Annotated in this window: 18 protein-coding genes; 5 read left to right on the forward strand and 13 right to left on the reverse strand. The window is 36.8% G+C overall.

Features of this window, described 5'->3' with window-relative positions; translation table 11 throughout:
* Positions 1-119: 119 nt before the first annotated feature.
* From H3T46_RS00005 to bfr, 3 genes are all read right to left on the reverse strand, one after another.
* A complete protein-coding gene (locus H3T46_RS00005) occupies positions 120-1373 on the reverse strand; it encodes a hypothetical protein (protein WP_155580192.1) in 1254 nt (417 codons plus the stop codon).
* An 81-nt stretch (positions 1374-1454) separates the two neighbouring features.
* Complete coding sequence (locus tag H3T46_RS00010) at positions 1455-4169, reverse strand: pitrilysin family protein (RefSeq protein WP_198197055.1); 2715 nt, start codon at positions 4167-4169, stop codon at positions 1455-1457.
* Between the two features lie 232 nt (positions 4170-4401).
* Positions 4402-4890, reverse strand: coding sequence for a bacterioferritin (bfr, locus tag H3T46_RS00015; protein ID WP_110438757.1), 489 nt, complete (start codon positions 4888-4890; stop codon positions 4402-4404).
* Between the two features lie 219 nt (positions 4891-5109).
* Between bfr and H3T46_RS00020 the strand changes: the two genes are divergently transcribed.
* The 3 genes from H3T46_RS00020 (at position 5110) to H3T46_RS00030 (ending at position 6970) form a co-directional block, all read left to right on the forward strand.
* Positions 5110-5289, forward strand: a complete 180-nt coding sequence (locus H3T46_RS00020) for a bacterioferritin-associated ferredoxin (protein WP_155565201.1) — start codon at positions 5110-5112, stop codon at positions 5287-5289.
* Positions 5290-5448: 159 nt separating this feature from the next.
* Positions 5449-5973 (forward strand): hypothetical protein, encoded by a 525-nt coding sequence (locus H3T46_RS00025; RefSeq protein ID WP_198197056.1) that lies wholly within the window; start codon positions 5449-5451, stop codon positions 5971-5973.
* 214 nt (positions 5974-6187) lie between these two features.
* Complete coding sequence (locus H3T46_RS00030; protein WP_370552769.1) at positions 6188-6970, forward strand: STM4504/CBY_0614 family protein; 783 nt, start codon at positions 6188-6190, stop codon at positions 6968-6970.
* Here the strand turns inward: H3T46_RS00030 and ccmI are convergent.
* Genes ccmI through H3T46_RS00065 form a run of 7 tightly spaced genes read right to left on the reverse strand, consistent with a single transcriptional unit; the run spans position 6942 to position 12109 of the window.
* Positions 6942-7670, reverse strand: coding sequence for a c-type cytochrome biogenesis protein CcmI (gene ccmI / locus H3T46_RS00035; protein ID WP_198197057.1), 729 nt, complete (start codon positions 7668-7670; stop codon positions 6942-6944). The genes H3T46_RS00030 and ccmI overlap by 29 nt on opposite strands.
* Positions 7671-7685: 15 nt before the next feature.
* The gene (locus H3T46_RS00040; protein WP_198197058.1) at positions 7686-8144 is read right to left on the reverse strand and encodes a cytochrome c-type biogenesis protein; all 459 of its coding nucleotides are present in this window, start codon (positions 8142-8144) and stop codon (positions 7686-7688) included.
* Between the two features lie 3 nt (positions 8145-8147).
* Positions 8148-8696 carry a redoxin family protein gene (locus H3T46_RS00045; RefSeq protein ID WP_198197059.1) on the reverse strand — a complete coding sequence of 183 codons (549 nt, stop codon included), beginning with the start codon at positions 8694-8696 and terminating at the stop codon, positions 8148-8150.
* Entirely contained in the window at positions 8693-10687 is a 1995-nt protein-coding gene (locus tag H3T46_RS00050) for a heme lyase CcmF/NrfE family subunit (protein ID WP_198197060.1), read from the reverse strand. The genes H3T46_RS00045 and H3T46_RS00050 overlap by 4 nt, the downstream gene beginning before the upstream one ends.
* Before the next feature lie 15 nt (positions 10688-10702).
* Positions 10703-11197, reverse strand: a complete 495-nt coding sequence (gene ccmE, locus H3T46_RS00055; protein ID WP_155565208.1) for a cytochrome c maturation protein CcmE — start codon at positions 11195-11197, stop codon at positions 10703-10705.
* Positions 11187-11327 carry a heme exporter protein CcmD gene (gene ccmD, locus H3T46_RS00060; protein ID WP_198197061.1) on the reverse strand — a complete coding sequence of 47 codons (141 nt, stop codon included), beginning with the start codon at positions 11325-11327 and terminating at the stop codon, positions 11187-11189. Before ccmD ends, ccmE begins: the two co-directional genes overlap by 11 nt.
* Positions 11328-11329: 2 nt before the next feature.
* Positions 11330-12109: a heme ABC transporter permease gene (locus H3T46_RS00065; RefSeq protein ID WP_155565210.1), complete on the reverse strand. Its 780-nt coding sequence runs from the start codon at positions 12107-12109 to the stop codon at positions 11330-11332.
* 127 nt (positions 12110-12236) lie between these two features.
* Between H3T46_RS00065 and H3T46_RS00070 the strand changes: the two genes are divergently transcribed.
* Positions 12237-12530 (forward strand): YciI family protein, encoded by a 294-nt coding sequence (locus H3T46_RS00070; RefSeq protein WP_122123336.1) that lies wholly within the window; start codon positions 12237-12239, stop codon positions 12528-12530.
* 6 nt (positions 12531-12536) lie between these two features.
* Here H3T46_RS00070 and H3T46_RS00075 read toward each other — a convergent pair whose 3' ends face one another.
* The 3 genes from H3T46_RS00075 to H3T46_RS00085 are packed head-to-tail and all read right to left on the reverse strand — an operon-like array spanning position 12537 to position 16040.
* Positions 12537-13301, reverse strand: a complete 765-nt coding sequence (locus H3T46_RS00075; RefSeq protein ID WP_198197062.1) for an ABC transporter permease — start codon at positions 13299-13301, stop codon at positions 12537-12539.
* Entirely contained in the window at positions 13298-14038 is a 741-nt protein-coding gene (locus H3T46_RS00080) for an ABC transporter ATP-binding protein (RefSeq protein WP_198197063.1), read from the reverse strand. The genes H3T46_RS00075 and H3T46_RS00080 overlap by 4 nt, the downstream gene beginning before the upstream one ends.
* Complete coding sequence (locus H3T46_RS00085) at positions 14031-16040, reverse strand: glycosyltransferase (protein WP_198197064.1); 2010 nt, start codon at positions 16038-16040, stop codon at positions 14031-14033. Before H3T46_RS00085 ends, H3T46_RS00080 begins: the two co-directional genes overlap by 8 nt.
* Positions 16041-16227: 187 nt before the next feature.
* Between H3T46_RS00085 and H3T46_RS00090 the strand changes: the two genes are divergently transcribed.
* The gene (locus H3T46_RS00090) at positions 16228-17769 is read left to right on the forward strand and encodes an OprO/OprP family phosphate-selective porin (protein ID WP_198197065.1); all 1542 of its coding nucleotides are present in this window, start codon (positions 16228-16230) and stop codon (positions 17767-17769) included.
* Positions 17770-17847 lie beyond the last annotated feature (78 nt).

Genomic DNA, 17847 nt, shown 5'->3' on the forward strand with positions numbered 1-17847 from the left:
TTTTTCAACGGTTGCCTTCGCTTTTTCAGGCGTTATGTTGCCTGCCACAACAATTGTTGCAAGGTCTGGACGAAAGGATTGCTGAATTTTTTCAGGTCAAAACCGGAAATTACTGATATTTAAATATTATATTTTTCTTTTCTCAATTTTACATATTCATTGATAAGTAATCCTGTATTCATATGAGATTCTTGTGAATAAAAACTTAAATGAGAGACAGTAAAATCGGAAAATAAAGCTGTTTTACGATTTAAATATTGTGGTGTATTGCTTGTTAAAATTTGTTCATCATCGCATTGAAAAGGCAACATCATAAAGCGTAAATCTCTTCCTTTCCAAGATATAAAATTAATTGATAACCTTTTGTCCCATTCTACAATTTTTGATGTTAAAGGTAGGGGCTTTCCACGATTTTTAATGAAATAAGAGTGCAGCTTTTCAGCTTTTTCTCCATTTTCCCATAAACTACCCTTAAAACCGTTAGGTGGAAGTTCAAATTCACCTACCTCATCAGGGATGGATAAATTCTCTTTTTGAAAATAGGCACATACGCCGTTGTTGACAACGTTTGCTGATAACAGGAAATATTCATCATTTCTTCGTCTGAAATCAATGAATTCCTTCAGTTTTTCAAGTTCAATATAAACTATATCATCATCACATTTCAGGAAAACATCATCTTTGAAAAGGTCAATTCTTGAAGCATAATATCGATAGGCATGATAATAGGGATAAGATTCGTTTAAGTTGCCTATGAATTGTTTTATTCTGTCATTGACATAACAGAACTCCAGCCATGCACCAAATCCGCCTTGTAAGTATAGTTTTGGTATATTGTCTCTATTAAGGAGGTTGAATGTTGGAAATTCATATCCGTTGATTGAAATATTTATGTCGTTATCACTTCCCCTGCTGATCGTGAGGATATTATCGCAGTAAGCGTTTAGGAGAGTGAAAAATTCTGTTTTAAAAATTTCCTCTGTATTATCTCTATTATTGTCATATAAATTTTTTGAATCAACTCTTCTTATTTCTGAACCAGAATTACCCCATCCACCTATGACAACCTCTGTAAATTTATCCTGGTTTTTTTCTACAAATGCAATATGAAAATCATTTGATATTCTTAAAGGAATGGTAAGTTTAGAATTCTTGGGTAAATCTTTATAAAATTGGTAACCGGCATTATCTTGCATATATGCTATTGGTCCATAACTGTTTCTGATATATTCTTTATCAGTTTTATTACGGGTAAAATCCCATATATGCCATTCATCTAATAAATTATTGTTTAGTGCATATCGTATATATTGATTTAAATTTTCCATTCTGTCTTGGCGACCGGCAAATGTAATTAAAATATTTTTTGACATATAAATCCCCAAAACTTAATTTTTATAAGATGATGAATAAAGATTATAATTTTTGTTTTAAAATAGCAACAATATATAATCTTATTTCTGGTTAATTGGCCCTTTGGTAATCTGGGCGAGGTCATCAATTCTGATCCATGTTTTAAAGGCTTTCCGAATATCGCCGGTACTCATCCGATAATAGATTTGGGCTGATCTTTGCGGTGTGTCCAGGGGCAATCCCAATTCGCTGAAGGTCAAATATTGTGACGCGAGTTTGTCAATGCTGGAACGTTGCAATGGGATGCTCCTCAGCAATGACGCCTTGGCCAGTTGCAGTTCATGTTCGCTGACGGGTTGCGTCTGCATGGCCTGCAAGTCTTTCAGGGCTGCCTTGCGGGCGAGATCAACCTTGTCAGGATCCGCACCAAAACTGATGTTATATCCCGCACGTGTGCGGGACCAGTCAAAAGAGCTGTTTACGTTATAGACATATCCTGTCTTAACCCGCAAGTCCTTGTAAAACCGCCCTGCAAATCCGCCACTTAATATTTCATTGCCAAGGTTCAGGGCATAATGATCCGGATGGTAAACGTTCAGCGGGATGGATTCAACCAATGCAACGCTGCTTTGCACTGCGCTTTTATCGGGAACATGAATGTAGGAGGTCTTGCTATTTGGACGTTGAGGCAAATCAAGATTGGGCCTGACACCTTTCGCCTTCCATGACCCGAAATATTTTTCAACGGTTGCCTTCGCTTTTTCAGGCGTTATGTTGCCTGCCACAACAATTGTTGCAAGGTCTGGACGAAAGGATTGCTGATAGAAATTTTCCAAATCATTTAAGGTTAATTTCATAACTTTTTCAGGGACTGGCTGACGTAAACTTGGGTCATTAATGGGATTAACCGCTTTTGCAACGGATCTGTCAAAATGATAACCTGGGGACTGGTATAATCCTTTTAGGGACTGCGCTGTTTGTGATTTGACGATATCTAGGTTTTCTTGTTTGAAAGACGGATTTAACTCGCTATCAGCCAATAACTGCATACCACGGTCAAAATAGGGCGTAAGAACAGATAATGAAAAGTCGCTTCCTGTATTGATATCGGCAGCGATGTCATCAATCTGTTTACGAAAAGCCAGACGATCATAAGTCTTGGTCCCATACTTGAACATCTCATCTGTAATGTCTGAAATACCTTCCTTATCTTTTTCCTCTTGCAGACTTGAGTTCTGTCGAATGGCACCGAATACACTTATGGTATCACTGACATTGATTGGCTGAACAATCAAACGAATACCATTTTTCAGGGTTATATCTGTAGGTAAAGGGGATGCCTTGGGTATATTAAGTTTTTTCAGTGCCTTATCAGCCCATTCAGGCAAGGGGACAGGTCTATCAGGAATTGAGGCAAAGGATTCAGCGCCTCCATAACCTTTTTTCGATAGAGGATTTCCGGAATCCTCAGGTGTGAGAATCGCCGTGATCGCTTCTTCCGATTTTAAAATCCTTTTTGCCAATTGGTTAACTTTTTCTGGAGTGACTGCCTTAAGAGCGGCAATCATATCATCAGGACTATTTAATTCCTGAAAAGCCAAGGCATTTGACCAGCTGCTGGCCAATCCCGTGATACTGTTGGCAGAGAATTTGAGGGATGCAATCTCCTTGCGTTTTGCCGCTTCAACAAATTCGGCCGGAACACCATTTTCATGAAAATATCTAAGGATTGTCTGAACCTCGTTCAAAAGGGATTGATAATTCCTGTTTTTTGGAAATGCTGCAATGGCCACGCCAAAGCCCGTATTGCCTTTGGGAATATATTCAAAATCAGCTGACAGGGCCTTTCCCTGTGGCACTAAACCATATAACTTTTCCCGCTGGCTTGAAATAACGTCACTCAGAATGGTCGCGGCGGCATAATCACTGGATTTTTCCCCAGGCATGCGCCATGCCATTGTTATAAGTCCAGCTGGGAGATCCGTTGGAAAATGTAATGTTTTGGCTTTTATTGGCTTTAATTTGAAAGAGGTTTGTTTGGGTAGATTTTTGCGAGGTAGGGAAGAAAAATTTTGTTTGACAGTTGCCAGGGTTTTTTGGGGATCAATATCGCCTGAGATAACAAGGATTGCATTATTGGGTGTGTAGTAAGTTTCATAGAATTCACGTAAATCCTGAACGGTTGTTTTATCAAAAGATGGACGGGTTCCCAAAGCATCATGTTCATATGGGGTGTCCTTGAATAAAATCTTTTGTAATTCAGAAACATATTTATAAATTGGATTGGACAAATCCCTTGAAACTTCTTGTTCAATCGCTCCACGTTCCTTGTCCCAATCCGCGGCATTTAGGCTTAATCCATTCATTCGTAAAGCTTCAATTTTCAGGATAACATCTAAATCTTCGGCAGGAGCTGTGTAATAATACTGTGTGACGTGTTCTGTGGTAAAGGCATTATAGCTTCCGCCCAATTGTGCCCCGATAATTGCCAGCTGATCTTTGTCTAGACCTTTGCTTCCACGAAACATCATATGTTCCAATGCGTGTGCAGTTCCCGGGAATCCCTTTGGCGTTTGGTTGGAACCGGCAAGATAGTTGACTTGCGCCGTAACAACAGGGGCCAAATTATTTTTAATGATAATCACCCGTAATCCATTTTTCAAAGTGGCGCGAATTACCTGCTGTTTTGAAGAAGGTATATTTTTTGATGAAATATGACTGGTGGGAACAGAATAGGCAGGAAGAAGAAACCCGCTAAAAGGGGTGGTTGCAAGCAAAGTCAAGCTTAGTGTCAAAGGGGGTAGGATTGATCTCATGTCTTTGATTTCCTGTTCGGGTCTTGTCTATTGAAATATTTAAAACAGGGTTGTTTAATTTGTAAAAGCTAATCTTGCTTAATTACAGAGGATCTGTCAAAGACAATCTATTGTAAGATTGGATGGATATATTAACTTGATTTGTATGAAAAAGGATAATTCGTAATTTTCTTAAAAAGTAAGATAGTAACATCTTACTTTAGTAAGATATCCATATTGAATAAAATTTGAATTACGATTCTTGTTCCGTTGCGTGATCGGAATTCAAAGTGATGTATCGACCTATAGAAATTTGTTTGATCAGATCAAATTGTTTGTCAATGAAGTCAATATGTTTTTCTTCAGAATCCAAAATTGAAACAAAAATATGACGAGTCACGTAATCCTGTATCTGTTCACAATAGGAAACTGCCTCGCGTAAATCTTTGCAAGCCTTCATCTCCATCTGGCGATCAGCATGGAGGATCTCTTCAACTGACTGACCAATCTGTACGGTGTTTAGTCTTTGCATATTGGGCAATCCGTCAAGCATGAGAATACGTTCAATCAGCGAATCTGCATGTTTCATTTCCTCAATGGATTCCTGGTATTCTTTTTTGCCAAGAATGGTGACTCCCCAATGACACAGGGTTTTGTAGTGAAGATAATATTGATTGATGGCTGTTAATTCATTTGTAAGTTGAATATTCAAATATTCAATTACTTTTTTATCTTTGATCATTAATGAAATCCTTAGTTGATGTATGTTTAAATTACTTGATATTATTAAAATAATCTTTGTGATTATTTAGTTAATTATATGTTTTTTTTATAAATAAAAAAAGAAATAAATCCATGATCAAAAAAAGTTTAGATACGTAATAAAAAAATTGTAGACATAGTTATTAAGAATGGTTATTATAATCATTATTAACAACCTAGTTGTGATGGGGCCTTGGCGATGTATATTTGTTCATGTCGTGCATTAACCGACAAGGATATAGGAAATGCTATTAAGGATGGTGCAGACTGTCCAAGCAAAGTCTATAAATCTTGTGGTTCAAAACCCGACTGTGGCCGATGTATTCAACGGATTTTGAGTATGTTGAAAGAACATAGGCAAAACGCGATCCAACCCTAATTTTGTATGTTTGTTTCTTGATATCCTTTAACCCGCTTTTTTTAATTAAAGCGGGTTCTTTTTGCGAAGGTTAAAATATAATTTTTGGAAATGTATATTGTTTGATTAAGCTTGATATAATGCTATAACTTTTTTTAAAAGTTGCTGGATAAAAGTTTCATGTTTTCAAATAATAAACCCCCCGTTTCTGATCGAATCCTCGCTCTTGATCTATGGTTACTGGATCGTTTTTTCCAACCAATTGCTGACCGTCTGCCAGAAAAATGGTCAGCATTGAAAATTGGAATGAGTTTACAGCTCGGATCGCTGGTTTTTTCAGCCGGTTCCCTGATTCTACTTGTTCTTTATTTTGAAATGAGTATTTTTTCTGTGCTTTTTAATGTAATGGCATGGTGTCTTGGCGTGTTATTTTATTTCTCCATTTATCGTATGCAATCCATTATTCGGGTAGGATTTCTCAATCCGTTTCGTATGATGCTGGCTGGCATAAGAATTATCTCGATTCCATTTGCAATCTATTCAATCTATCTAGGAATCGTCGCGGATCAGCGTTTTCAGGAAACATTATTATTGAACAGCATCAGTAATACAATTTTTGTATTTGGCATCTATCTTATCTCCTGTCAGCCCAACCCTCCGCCAGAAAAGAAACGTCAAACCGCTTTTTCATTGAATACAATGTAATAAATATTTTAATTCCATAAAAAGAAGTTTTTAAAAATGGTAATCATGAATCTTCATTCAAATCGTATAAAAGCTGAAAAAGCTATCAAAAATGATGTCTATGTTTATGACTGTTTTTCTGAAGAATTAAAAACACAGATTTTTTCGTTTTAAAGAATTTATTAGAAACCGAATATAATTGATATTTAGAAGACAGTAATTTTTTTGGATTTCTATTTATGAAATTGTATCAAGGGAATGGGGAAAAAAATTTTTAAATTCTAATTCATTGAATTTTATTGATCAATTCGAATCTTATATTGTTAAATATGATAATAAATACGAACATGTTTTAGATTTAATTGAATGTGGAATTAATATAAGGACAGCAAGTTTTTCAAATGTTAATCCCTTTTATGAGTTTAAAAACGATAAAATTTTAATTGGGTTGATTGAGGAATTAAATAAACGTTTCCTATATGCAGGCGTAGGGTATCAGTATGAAAATGGTGAAATAATCCGTATTGATCATCAATATGTTCATAAGGAAATCGTTAAACCTGCATTGGAGATTATTCATAATAAGGCTTTTGAAAAGGTTAATGAAGAATATAGTAATGCACATAAACATTACCGGAATCAATATATCAAGGATTGTATTGTCGCATGTAATCGTGCTTTTGAATCTTTGTTGAAATCGATTTGCAATGAATGTGAATGGGAATATGATCCAAACAACCGGGCCAGTGACCTTATAAAAATTATACACAAAAATGGATTGTTTCCTGTTGGGATGGAAAAGACAATCGACAGTTATATCATGACTCTCAAAACAGGGGTGCCAGAATTGCGAAATCATTTTGGTGGTCACGGCAGTTCGTCTCAATCTCCATCGCCATCAATTTATATGGCGGAATATGTTTTACATCTTACCGCGACAAATATTGTTTTTTATATAATGCTTTCAGGGATTATCAATCCAAACAGAATTAAGGATTGTTTTTCTGATATTCCATGACTCTCTGTTCAGCCATATTTCGCCACGGTGCATCTGAAGGTGCGCGTTGTAGGGCCTGTTGGAAAAGAGTGAATGATTCTTCGGTCATTTGACCATTTTTTTGAATTATCAGTTCGGCAATTTGCGCGGCCAGATAAGGGTCAAAACGTTGGTCAAGAGCTGTTTTCCAGGCTTGAATAGCATTGTCTAACTGACCTTGTTCAGCTTCAATCCGACCCAGTAAGAGGTAACCTTCTATCCGTTTCGGATCATTATAAGCAAGCGTGACAATTTTTTCTTTCAATTGTTTTACATAAGGTGCGAGATCTTTATTCTGTTTTTGCTGTTCAGCTATTCTTGTTCGTAAGGGTTGAGAAGGCAAGGCAGGTACACCATTAAGCAAATAGAGACCTATGGCGGTCAGGGGAATGCAAATCAAGCCGCACAGAATAAAAAAATGACCATTGATTGCCGGATCACAAGATATGGAATTATTTTTTTCACTTTGATCGTCAGAATTTAGAAGCCGGCGTTGAATTTCAAGTTTTGCCTGATGATATTCTTCTGGTAAAATCAATTCCTGTCGCAATTCACTTTCCAGTTCTTTAAGTTGTAACTGGTAAAAAGCTATTGAAGGATTGTTTGCTATTGAAGGATATTTTTTCCGGTACAGACTTATAAAACAGGGTATCAAACTGATAAGACTGATTAAGATCATCATTATCCATAACATGGATCAAGGTTCTTTCATCAATTTTTCGAGACGTTTTTCTTCATCTTTATTTAAGGGAGATGGCTTCAACCCTTTTTTCCTGAAATTTATGAGAGCTATTAGACACCCTGTCAAAAGGGCAAGTAAAGGCATAAACCACAATAACGCGGTTGCAAGATTAAGGGGAGGACTTAACCGCACGAAATTGCCGTAACGGTCAACCATCCATTGGATGATTTGATCATCGGTTTCACCAGCCTGAACATGTTGGCGAACGACTTTTCTTAGATCCTTTGCCAGTTCGGCATTACTGTCTTCTATGGATTCATTCTGGCAAACAAGACAGCGTAATTGCGAGCCAATCTCTTCGGCTTTTTTTTCCTGCCGTTGGTTTGGCAATATTTCATCAGGGCTGTCGAGACCATAGGTGGAAATAGAAAAAAAGTTTATGATTATCAGGACAAGAATGATAACTAATCGCATTGATCAGGTCCCTACAAGTGAAAGCAGGGATGAAACGGCAGTTTTATCCAAAGGTTTGGCATAATGCCAATGTATAATTCCCCCCGGGATAATAAGAAAACTTTCAGGCACGCCAGAGATTCCCCAATTGATTCCAATCATCCCCTCATCATCCTGTCCTAGATATTGATATGGATTTTCATGACGGTTTAGAAACTGGTTTATCGTATTATTTTTGTCTTTATAAGCTATGCCCCATATGGAAAGCCTGGTGGAAAGCTGATTCAAAATTGGCATCTCACTGATACAGGGTAGACACCATGAAGCAAAAAAATTGATTAATACAGGTTTGTGCTGTTGTTTTAACAATAGGCTGTCAAAATTTTTGTAGGATAATATTGGTTTGAGTTTAAAATTTGGAATAGGTTTGTTCAAATTGGGAAGTTCTATTTTATGCGGATCGAATTTTCCTTTTTTTAAACTGGATAGCATCGTGGCAAACCCTCCACCTGCAAGAACGGTTGCACCCAGTGGTAATCCCCATATCAATCGTCGTCTGGTAATGGATTTCATGATGATTGTTCCATTTTTTGCATAGAAAATTTTTTATTGTTCTTATTGGCGCAAAGATCAATAAGGGTGATGATACCGCCTAATATCATAATGAAACCACCGATCCAGATCCAGGGTGCCAAGGGGTTGAAGTGTAATCTCAGGACATAGACGCTAGCTTTGTCATGATTGTTCCTGTTATCTCCAAGAACAGCGTACAAATCAGCGATAAAATTGGTATGAATGGCTACATCTGTTATGACCTGTTGCTGGCGAGGAAAAAAATGTCGGGCAGGAAACATCCAGCATATTGTTTTATTATGTCTACTGATTTTAAGAACCGCTTCCTCGGATTGATAGTTGGGTCCATTTCTTTTCTGTACAGATTCCAGGGTCCATTTATAGCCTGCCAGATGCAGAGTTGTCCCAATAGGTACCTCAACAATTTTTTGTTGACTATATGCCATTCCCACAATTCCCAATAAGGTAACAGCAACGCCAATATGAGCAATATAGGCAGCATAAAAGGATCTGGGTAAATTTTTCATCCGGCTGATATTATTTTTGAAAGAGGTATGAAATAAAGATAATTTACCGCTGAAATCTGTGAGGACCCCCATGATTACCCAGAATGAAACCCCTGTCGCAATCGCTGGTAAGAAACGATGTAAATAAATAAAACTTACGATGACGATAATGATCGTAATAATTCCCATAATGGATAAAGGACGAAGCAAATTTTTTATTTTTGCTTTTTTAAATGCCAACCAAGGTGCAAAGGCCATAAAAAAAATTGCAATGAGGGCCGGAGGGATAAAGGTTTTGTCAAAAAATGGTTTTCCAACGGAAATAGTTTCTCCATCAATCATTTGTAAAACAGGAGGGTAGAGGGTGCCTACCAAAATAATGGCAGCCAGGGAGCAGAATAATATATTGTTGAGAATGATTGAGCCTTCTCGAGATATGGGCGCAAATAATGCCGTGAATAAAAGAAGTGGAGCCTGCCACGCAAACAGAACCAAAGCACCTCCACAAATAATTGTTAGTAATACAAGAATGAAAATTCCACGGGTTGGATCTGATGCAAATGCGTGTACGGAATTTAATATGCCAGAACGAACCAGAAAAGTTCCACATAATGCAAGAGAAAAAGTTATAATGGAAAGAAAAATCGTCCATGCTTTCAGGGCTTCACGTTTTTCAACGATCAAGGCTGAGTGTAATAAGGCGGTTCCCGTCAACCATGGAATTAATGCGGCATTTTCGACAGGATCCCAAAACCAGTAGCCTCCCCATCCAAGAACATAGTAGGACCACCATGATCCAATTGCTATGCCAGCGGTAAGAAAAATCCATGCAGTAATAACCCAGGGTCTAATCCATCGTCCCCAGGCTGCATCAACTTGTTTTTCCATCAATGCGGCAACAGCAAAGGCGAATGGAATTGAAAAACCTACATAGCCAGTATAAAGAATTGGGGGATGAAACGCCAATCCCGGGTCCTGAAGTAGCGGGTTCATTCCTTGACCTTCCATCGGGGCAGGCCAGATTCGCAGGAAAGGATTTGATGTAATCAGGCAAAAAAGTTCAAAACCAGCTGCGCATCCGCCAAGAATGGCTATGATTTTTATTCTTAATGAAAATGGAAGATGATGACTGAAACTTGAAAAAAGAACCCCGAAAAAGGAAAGTATAAATGCCCACAAGAGAATTGAACCTTCGTGATTTCCCCATATGCCTGTTACTTTATAAAGAATGGGTTTGTCACTTGCACTATTCTGTAAGATATTTTGCACAGAAAAGTCATTATTCAATGCTGCTGTAACCAAACAAATAAATGTTATCAATAGAGTGAAAAACTGTCCCCATGCCAGGGGGGACGCTAGATTCATTAAATGAAAATTATATTTTTTGTTTCCTAGTAATGGCAGAACAAATTGAGCCCCCGCCAAACAGCAGGCAAGTGCCAATGCAAAATGACCAAGTTCGGGACTTAGAAGAATTGAAAACATTTGTCATTCCATTGCTTATTGGGGTTTTATCATGTGGTTCCAGCTGTCTGGATCGGGTGGTGGACCAAAACGCGGATCCCACTTGCCATTTTTGCGCAAAGCGTCGGCGATTTCTTTAGGCATGTAAGTTTCATCATGTTTGGCCAATACTTCAGTGGCGATGAATATTCCTTGAGGATTTAAGTAACCAATGGCAATAACGCTTTGTCCCTCTCGAAATAGATCGGGTAAAATGCCTCTATATTTTACATGAATGGCAGCTTTTCCATCTGTAATATCAAATATAGCGATTGGTGTGTGATGGTCATTCTGATGATGAAGGGAGTTGGCTACAACCATTCCTCCCAATCGTATTGTGGTAGAATTAGATATGGATTGGTTTATGAGTTGGGAAGGAACTTTGAAATAGACTAAATTACTTGAAAAAGCTGATAAAATCAATGCGATTGCAATCGCGAAGCCTATCATGCAAGTTAGGATTATCCATAGACGTTGAGTTTTACGTTTCATGACTAAGTTTTTTCATAATGTCCAGTTTATTTTTTGCCTGGTGAAATCGTCTATAAGTGGTAAGCAATAAAGCCAAAACAGTTAACAGGGTAATTCCATAAGCGAAAATCAAGTAGGGGAGATGCGACATGATCATTGCATTGACAAAGATTGTGAATTGATAAGTAGGCGATGGATCTGGTTTTCAAGAATGGCGGTTCGAATTCGTGTAAATAGTATACCTATAAATCCAAGGGAAAAACCCAGCGAACAGAAAATCAATGGGGTAGCAATGGAAAGAGTGATTGAAGAGGCATGGGTTAAACTGAATGTATTTGGCTGATGTAATGTGTTCCACCATTGAACACTGAATTTGATTATAGGGAGATCAAAAACGCCTGCAAGGGCAAGAATGGAAGCTGCCTTATAACCCTTTTGAGGTTCATCAAAGGCATGACATAAAGTGATATGTCCTAAATAGAGAAAAAACAATATCAGAACTGATGTTAATCGTGCATCCCAAACCCACCAAGTGCCCCACATGGGTTTTCCCCAAATGGACCCCGTTATTAAACATAGGGCAGTTACAATAGCTCCAACAGGTCCAATTTCTTTGGCCGCTAGATCGGCTAAGGGATGTTTCCAGACTAAAGATGAAAAACCGCAAAAAGCAAGTAAAATATAACCGGCACTGGCAAGCATGGCCATGGGAACATGAATATACATAATTCTTACGCTATCCCCTTGCTGCCAATCTGCTGGGGAGATAAAAAGGCCCCATATTATTCCAATGACGATGAAAAACAAAGCAAACCCGTTGATCCAGGGCTGCAGTTTTGTCGTAAACTGAAAAAAAAATTTCGGATTTGCTAATCGATTGATTGAAAAAAATCGATTATTTCTTGGTTTTGATAGAGTTCTTGAATCAGTCATTGAAAAATAATCAGGGTTTATGGAAAATAAGAGGATATTTTATATTTAAAAAACTGGCAAGCTTATCCATTCTTGGTCATAATATGTTTTTTTATTTATGATTTGTAAAGTAGTGATGGGAGAACAAATGTTATTTGTAATAATGTGTAATGACAAACCTTCGTCTCTAGAAATGAGAATGGCTGTTCGCTCTCAACATCTGGCGTATCTTAAAACTTATGAAAAACAAATAAAAATTGCTGGCCCCTTATTGGATAATGAGGGAAAAAGTTGTGGCTCACTCATTATTTTGAATGTAGAAGATCGAGCAGCTGCCGAGGGATTTGCCATCAGTGATCCTTATGCAAAAGCAGGTTTATTTGAAAGTGTCATAATTCGTTCCTTTAAGGAAGTTTGTTCCGAAGGTCAGATGCTAATATAATTAAGTTTATTCATTTGACCAGGAAATTAAGGTTTTCGTTGTTAATGTAACGATTCCCCACAAACTCATTGTCATGAATGATAATATCAAAAGAGCGGCAAACATCAAATCTGTTTGAAAACGGTTGTTGGCGTTTTGCATTAAATATCCCAAACCGGAAGACGCGCCGACCCATTCTCCAATGACCGCACCAATGGGAGCGATAGCTGCTGCGATTTTCAAACCTGACGAAAAAGCGGGTAAAGCAGCAGGAATACGTATAAACAAAAGTTGTCGTAAGGCAGAGGTATTCATGGTTTTGCTTAAATCAAGATATCCTTGAGGTGTTCTGTTTAGGCCGTCAAAAAAGGATGAAGTTACGGGAAAAAAAATCATTATAACGGTCATTACAACTTTTGAACTTATTCCGAAACCAAACCATAATACGAGTAAAGGGGCTAGAGCAAAGGTGGGAATTGATTGACTGATAATGATGATGGGCATTAACCAGTGACGGAGAAAAGGAACAAGTATCATAAAAAGAGCAAGAAACATTCCAAAAAAACATCCAATTACCAACCCTATTATGGTTTCTTGTGTTGTTGTAAGCGTGGCTTGCCATAAAAGCTGATGATTAATGTTTAGAGCCTGAATGACCGCTGAAGGTGAGGGTAAAAGATAAGCGGGGATGTAATTGAAAAAACTGATCAACCACCAGATAAAAATCAAGCTTCCGATTAATGAAACAATGCGGATACTTATTAAAAAAGATTCATGTAAATGAGTTTTCATGATTGTGTTTTTTCTATCAAAAGAGATAATAAATGGGCTTGGGCCTTTTGTAAGTCGAGATTTTCCAGCGGATGAGGTATAGATCCAGGAACTACCAAAGAATCGTATAGTTTTGCAGGAGTTCCTGCCATAATCTGAATTTGTTCTCCCAATCGACAAGCTTCGAAAGGATCATGTGTGATAAGAATAACTGTTTTACCTTTCAACAATTTTGCCGTATAGGTTTGCATGTTGGTTCGTGTTACACTATCCAATGCTGAAAAAGGTTCATCCATTAAAACGATGGGGCGATTTTCATACAGTGTTCTTGCAAGAGCGATACGTTGACGCATTCCGCCAGACAGTTCGGATGGATATACATTTGCAACATGGGATAGGCCTACTTGTTCAAGGATATCTAAAGCTTTATGCCGATTTGGTTTTTCACCACGGAGTTTACTGCCTAGGGTGACATTATATAGTATTTTTGCCCAAGGCATTAACAGATCCTGTTGTCCCATATAACTGATCCGTTTTGATAAAGATTTGTTATCATCCGCTTTTACACTTCCCAGCTTACAATGTTGCAATCCTGCAATAATTTTTAAAAGACTACTTTTACCCACACCACTTGCACCAAGAATAATACTGAATTTTCCGGCTGGAAAAACAGTGTTTAGATTTTTGAACAATTGACAATTATTGAAGGTTAATGAAACATTCTCTATCAAAATGCTTGGGGGATTGGAATCAGACATTATTTTCAGTTAATCCGAATGGAATTGAAATGCGAGGAGGAAAGGCAAGCTGGTAATCTCTTCCACGTTGCAGGGAATAATTGGGATTATAAAATGGATCATGATTTATGATTTTAAAATGTTTTTTTTTCAGGGAAAGAATTTCCTGTCGTTCTTTTCCGGCACGTTCACCCTTGTAATGATTTCCGAGTGAAAGAGATTCGTAATGGATCAATTGTGCATTCTGACACTGGATGATATGATATTTTTTCTCTCTTAAACGTAAACAGAAATCAATATCGTTATATGCTATTTCAAATGTCTCATCAAATCCATTTACGTCGTTAAAAGCCAGACGGCGAATAACCATACAGGCACCCGTCACGGCACTGACCTCATGATCATGCGTCAGGTAAAAATTATCTGACTTGTGAAAACGACCGGCATGTTCACATAAATTAGCGGCACCCATTATAACGCCCGCATGCTGAATATTTTTATCAGGATAAAATAGTTTTGCACCAACAGCGCCTACTTTTTCATTTTGCATATGACCCATCATTAAGGATAACCAGTTTTGATTCAGAGGTTCAATATCATCGTTTATTAGGGCTATAAAAGGGTATTTAGAATGCCTGATGGCAACGTTGCAACTTTTCGAAAAATTGAATTGATCTGTTTTAACAAATAGAACTTTTAAATATTTATAATACTGGAATGAACTGAGAAATTTTTCCTGTTGTTTTGTCAACGGTTTATTTTGCGAGATGACAAGAATAATTTCTAATTTTGGGTAAGAGGTTTTTTTTATTAGTTTTGTAATACATTGATGTATGGTTTCGGAACTGAGGGTTGTCGGGATGATGAGACTTACGGGATCTTGATAATTTATATAATTTATATCAAAGGGAAATATATGCGTATTAACACTAAATTGCCAATTCAGCTCAGTTTTGAAATTTTTGATGATTTCAATTATTTCATTTTTATCATGTAATGATACTTTTGCAGTCCTATGACTTAAGATCAGAGGGACATGATAAATAAAATGATTTTTTTTCCATAAATAAAGGGCCAAAGCCATTCTAATGGCATAAATGGAACGAATTGGAGAATCAAATTCTTTTATGAAATCATCAAATATATCTTTTCTGATAATCCATATATCTTGGGTAAGAAAACCTGTCAGTAGAATCGACAAGTTAAAATTTTGCTTGAATACAGGGTTGCTGTGTTCATTCAGATTATTGATTTCATCTGAATCAGCGTAAAGTGCGGCCGGATAATGTTGACGAGTAGCCTGATCGGCAAAAACAGCCAAACTGTGTTCTTCTAAAATTTCGTTTGAATTTTTAAGAATGATATAATGTGCTTGAAAAGCTTGGGGAGTGGTTCTTCCTCTAGTATTCGGATGCTGGTAAAAATTGTTCCAGTCAATTTCCATGGTTTTACCATAATATGTAAATAATGAAAAAACAGGCCATAGATGAATATAATTACTTTCATATAGTTTCTTTATCTCGTTACCATTCCAGTTTTCATATAAATTGTACCAATATTTATATGGTAAATTAGGAAAAAATATTTGTTGATTTTGTAATAATCCCATTCGAATACGTTTGTTTAGATGAATGAAGGGATAACAAAAAATTTTTATAAAAGTAAAAGGATTTATAATAATTAATATTAAAGCCGTCGTTAAGCGGCTCAGAGCCTGAATTTTTACTGATGAAATTGATTGTAAAGCGGAATTAAAAATTTTGGCGATTGGATAGATTCGTAAACAGTTCGTTTTCTCAGGAAAATAAACAAGAGATACACGCCAAAAGTTGGGAAGAAACCTACCGGAGACAAGATAAGTTAAAGGTTCAAATGTTGGGTCATCCCTATGGTTTATATATAGATACAATGGGATCGTTTTGGGTAATTTTTTATGTAATTTTACGGAAATCAGGCACCATTTTTTTTGATATTTAGAGGGTAATAACCTTTCAAAATAGAAAAAATCTCGGAAAAGTGACATATCATCTCACGTTTGTTATTCGACAATTATTTTAAATTATAAAATTATTAAAAACTTAATTTGGTTTATTTTAACATTTTTGAATAAAAATTGAAATATTTGTGAAATTATATTTCAATCTTAAGTGGCTTATAAATGGGTATTGAGCTTATTTTCGTCTAATAAAATTATATAGGGGTCATTGATAATGGTAAACAATATTGAAGCCGTACAAAGTAACCTCTCATATGGACGTAAAAAAGGGTTTTTACGATCATGTACAATGGGTATTCTTTTTTTGAAGATCTCGATTTCATTTTCTTATGCAAATGTCTATCAGACTAACCGATGGAGATCAAATATAACTCCTTTTTTAAATAAAGAAAAAGAAGAAAAAAAAGACAAAGATGAAAATGATCAACAGGCTGAATATATTTGTTATGAAAAATCCATCCGTTGCACAATGTGGAATGCGGATAGGGTCGTAAATGTTGATCCATATAAAGACCTTCATTATCAAGTAGGTTATTCAACGCTTGCCTTTCCAAAGGGAAGACCGACATTTTATTCAGCGAGTAAAAAACTTAGTATCGCTTTTGGTCTTTATATTAATTACGACATTGGGGCTTTATTAGGTCCAAATAAACGAGCAAATGGACCAAAAGTTTCAAGTTATCAAGGAACTTTACGTCGTGGACGTCCGATTATTGTTGTAAAATATACTGATTTCGCCTTAACGGTTACACCAGATATTGGACGTTTTGGACTTGAACATCATGATCTGTTCGGAGCGGATTTGAAATATACAGGTATTAAGAATCTGGTAATTGGAGGGGGTTTACTCCAACCCACTTTATCAATGTTGGATTCTGAAACTTCCAGGGGATTTTTTCTTGCAGAACGACCCATGGTTATCGATATGTTAAGAAATGTTGCCGGAGGGGAACCTCGTGCTGGTTTCAATGTTATTCATTGGGGGCAGCGATACCTTATCAGTGTTGGCTATACAGGGCAACGCGTTGGTAAAAAATTTACCAATTTTCAACAGGGGCAGAAGGGAGGCGTTTTAAGATTGGCGGGTCGTCCAATAGCTTCAAGAAATATTGATCTTCATTTGGGCGTAACAGGAACATTTGCCGTTCATGGTGAAAATAGAAAATATTCTATTGTAAGTTATAATGAATCCCGTCTTTTTCCTTCCGCGGCAGATTTTAAGACAGGAACCATCAATGGTGTCAACAGTATATGGGCTGTAGGTCCTGAATTTGCCTTACGATGGAAAAGGTTGATTTTTCAAGGGGAATATTATTCATTTTTTATGCCAAGAAAGAATGAGGGATATGGACATAATGATAATCTTCATTTTTGGGGATGGTATGGAAGTTTAAATTACGCGATTTTCGGGGCTCATCGTCATTATTTACCCTCTCGCGCTATTTTTGCAGTACCAGAAGGTTCACTGTTTAATCCTGCCGCTGGGGATTGGGGAGCTTTGGAATGGTCAGTCCGTTGGAGTTATCTGAACCTCAATAGTCATGCTGGGGATTATGAAAATAACAAATATGCAGCAGGGGTGCAAGGTGGAAAACAGAAAGTCATAGCAACGGGGTTTAACTGGTATCCGTCACCACATTTCAGGGTGATGATTGATTATAATCATATAATTTCATCACGTGCTAGAAACAATTTATGGCATTTAAGAAAAAAGGATAGCAATTTAATAATTTCACGTTTACAACTAACTTTTTAAGGTTTTGAAGTGCTATTTTTAAAATTTATTTAACATGAAAAATTATTTTTTCTAAATATAATACTATATTTTAACGTA

This window comes from Commensalibacter sp. M0133 (assembly GCF_016101485.1).
Lineage (GTDB): Bacteria > Pseudomonadota > Alphaproteobacteria > Acetobacterales > Acetobacteraceae > Commensalibacter > Commensalibacter melissae.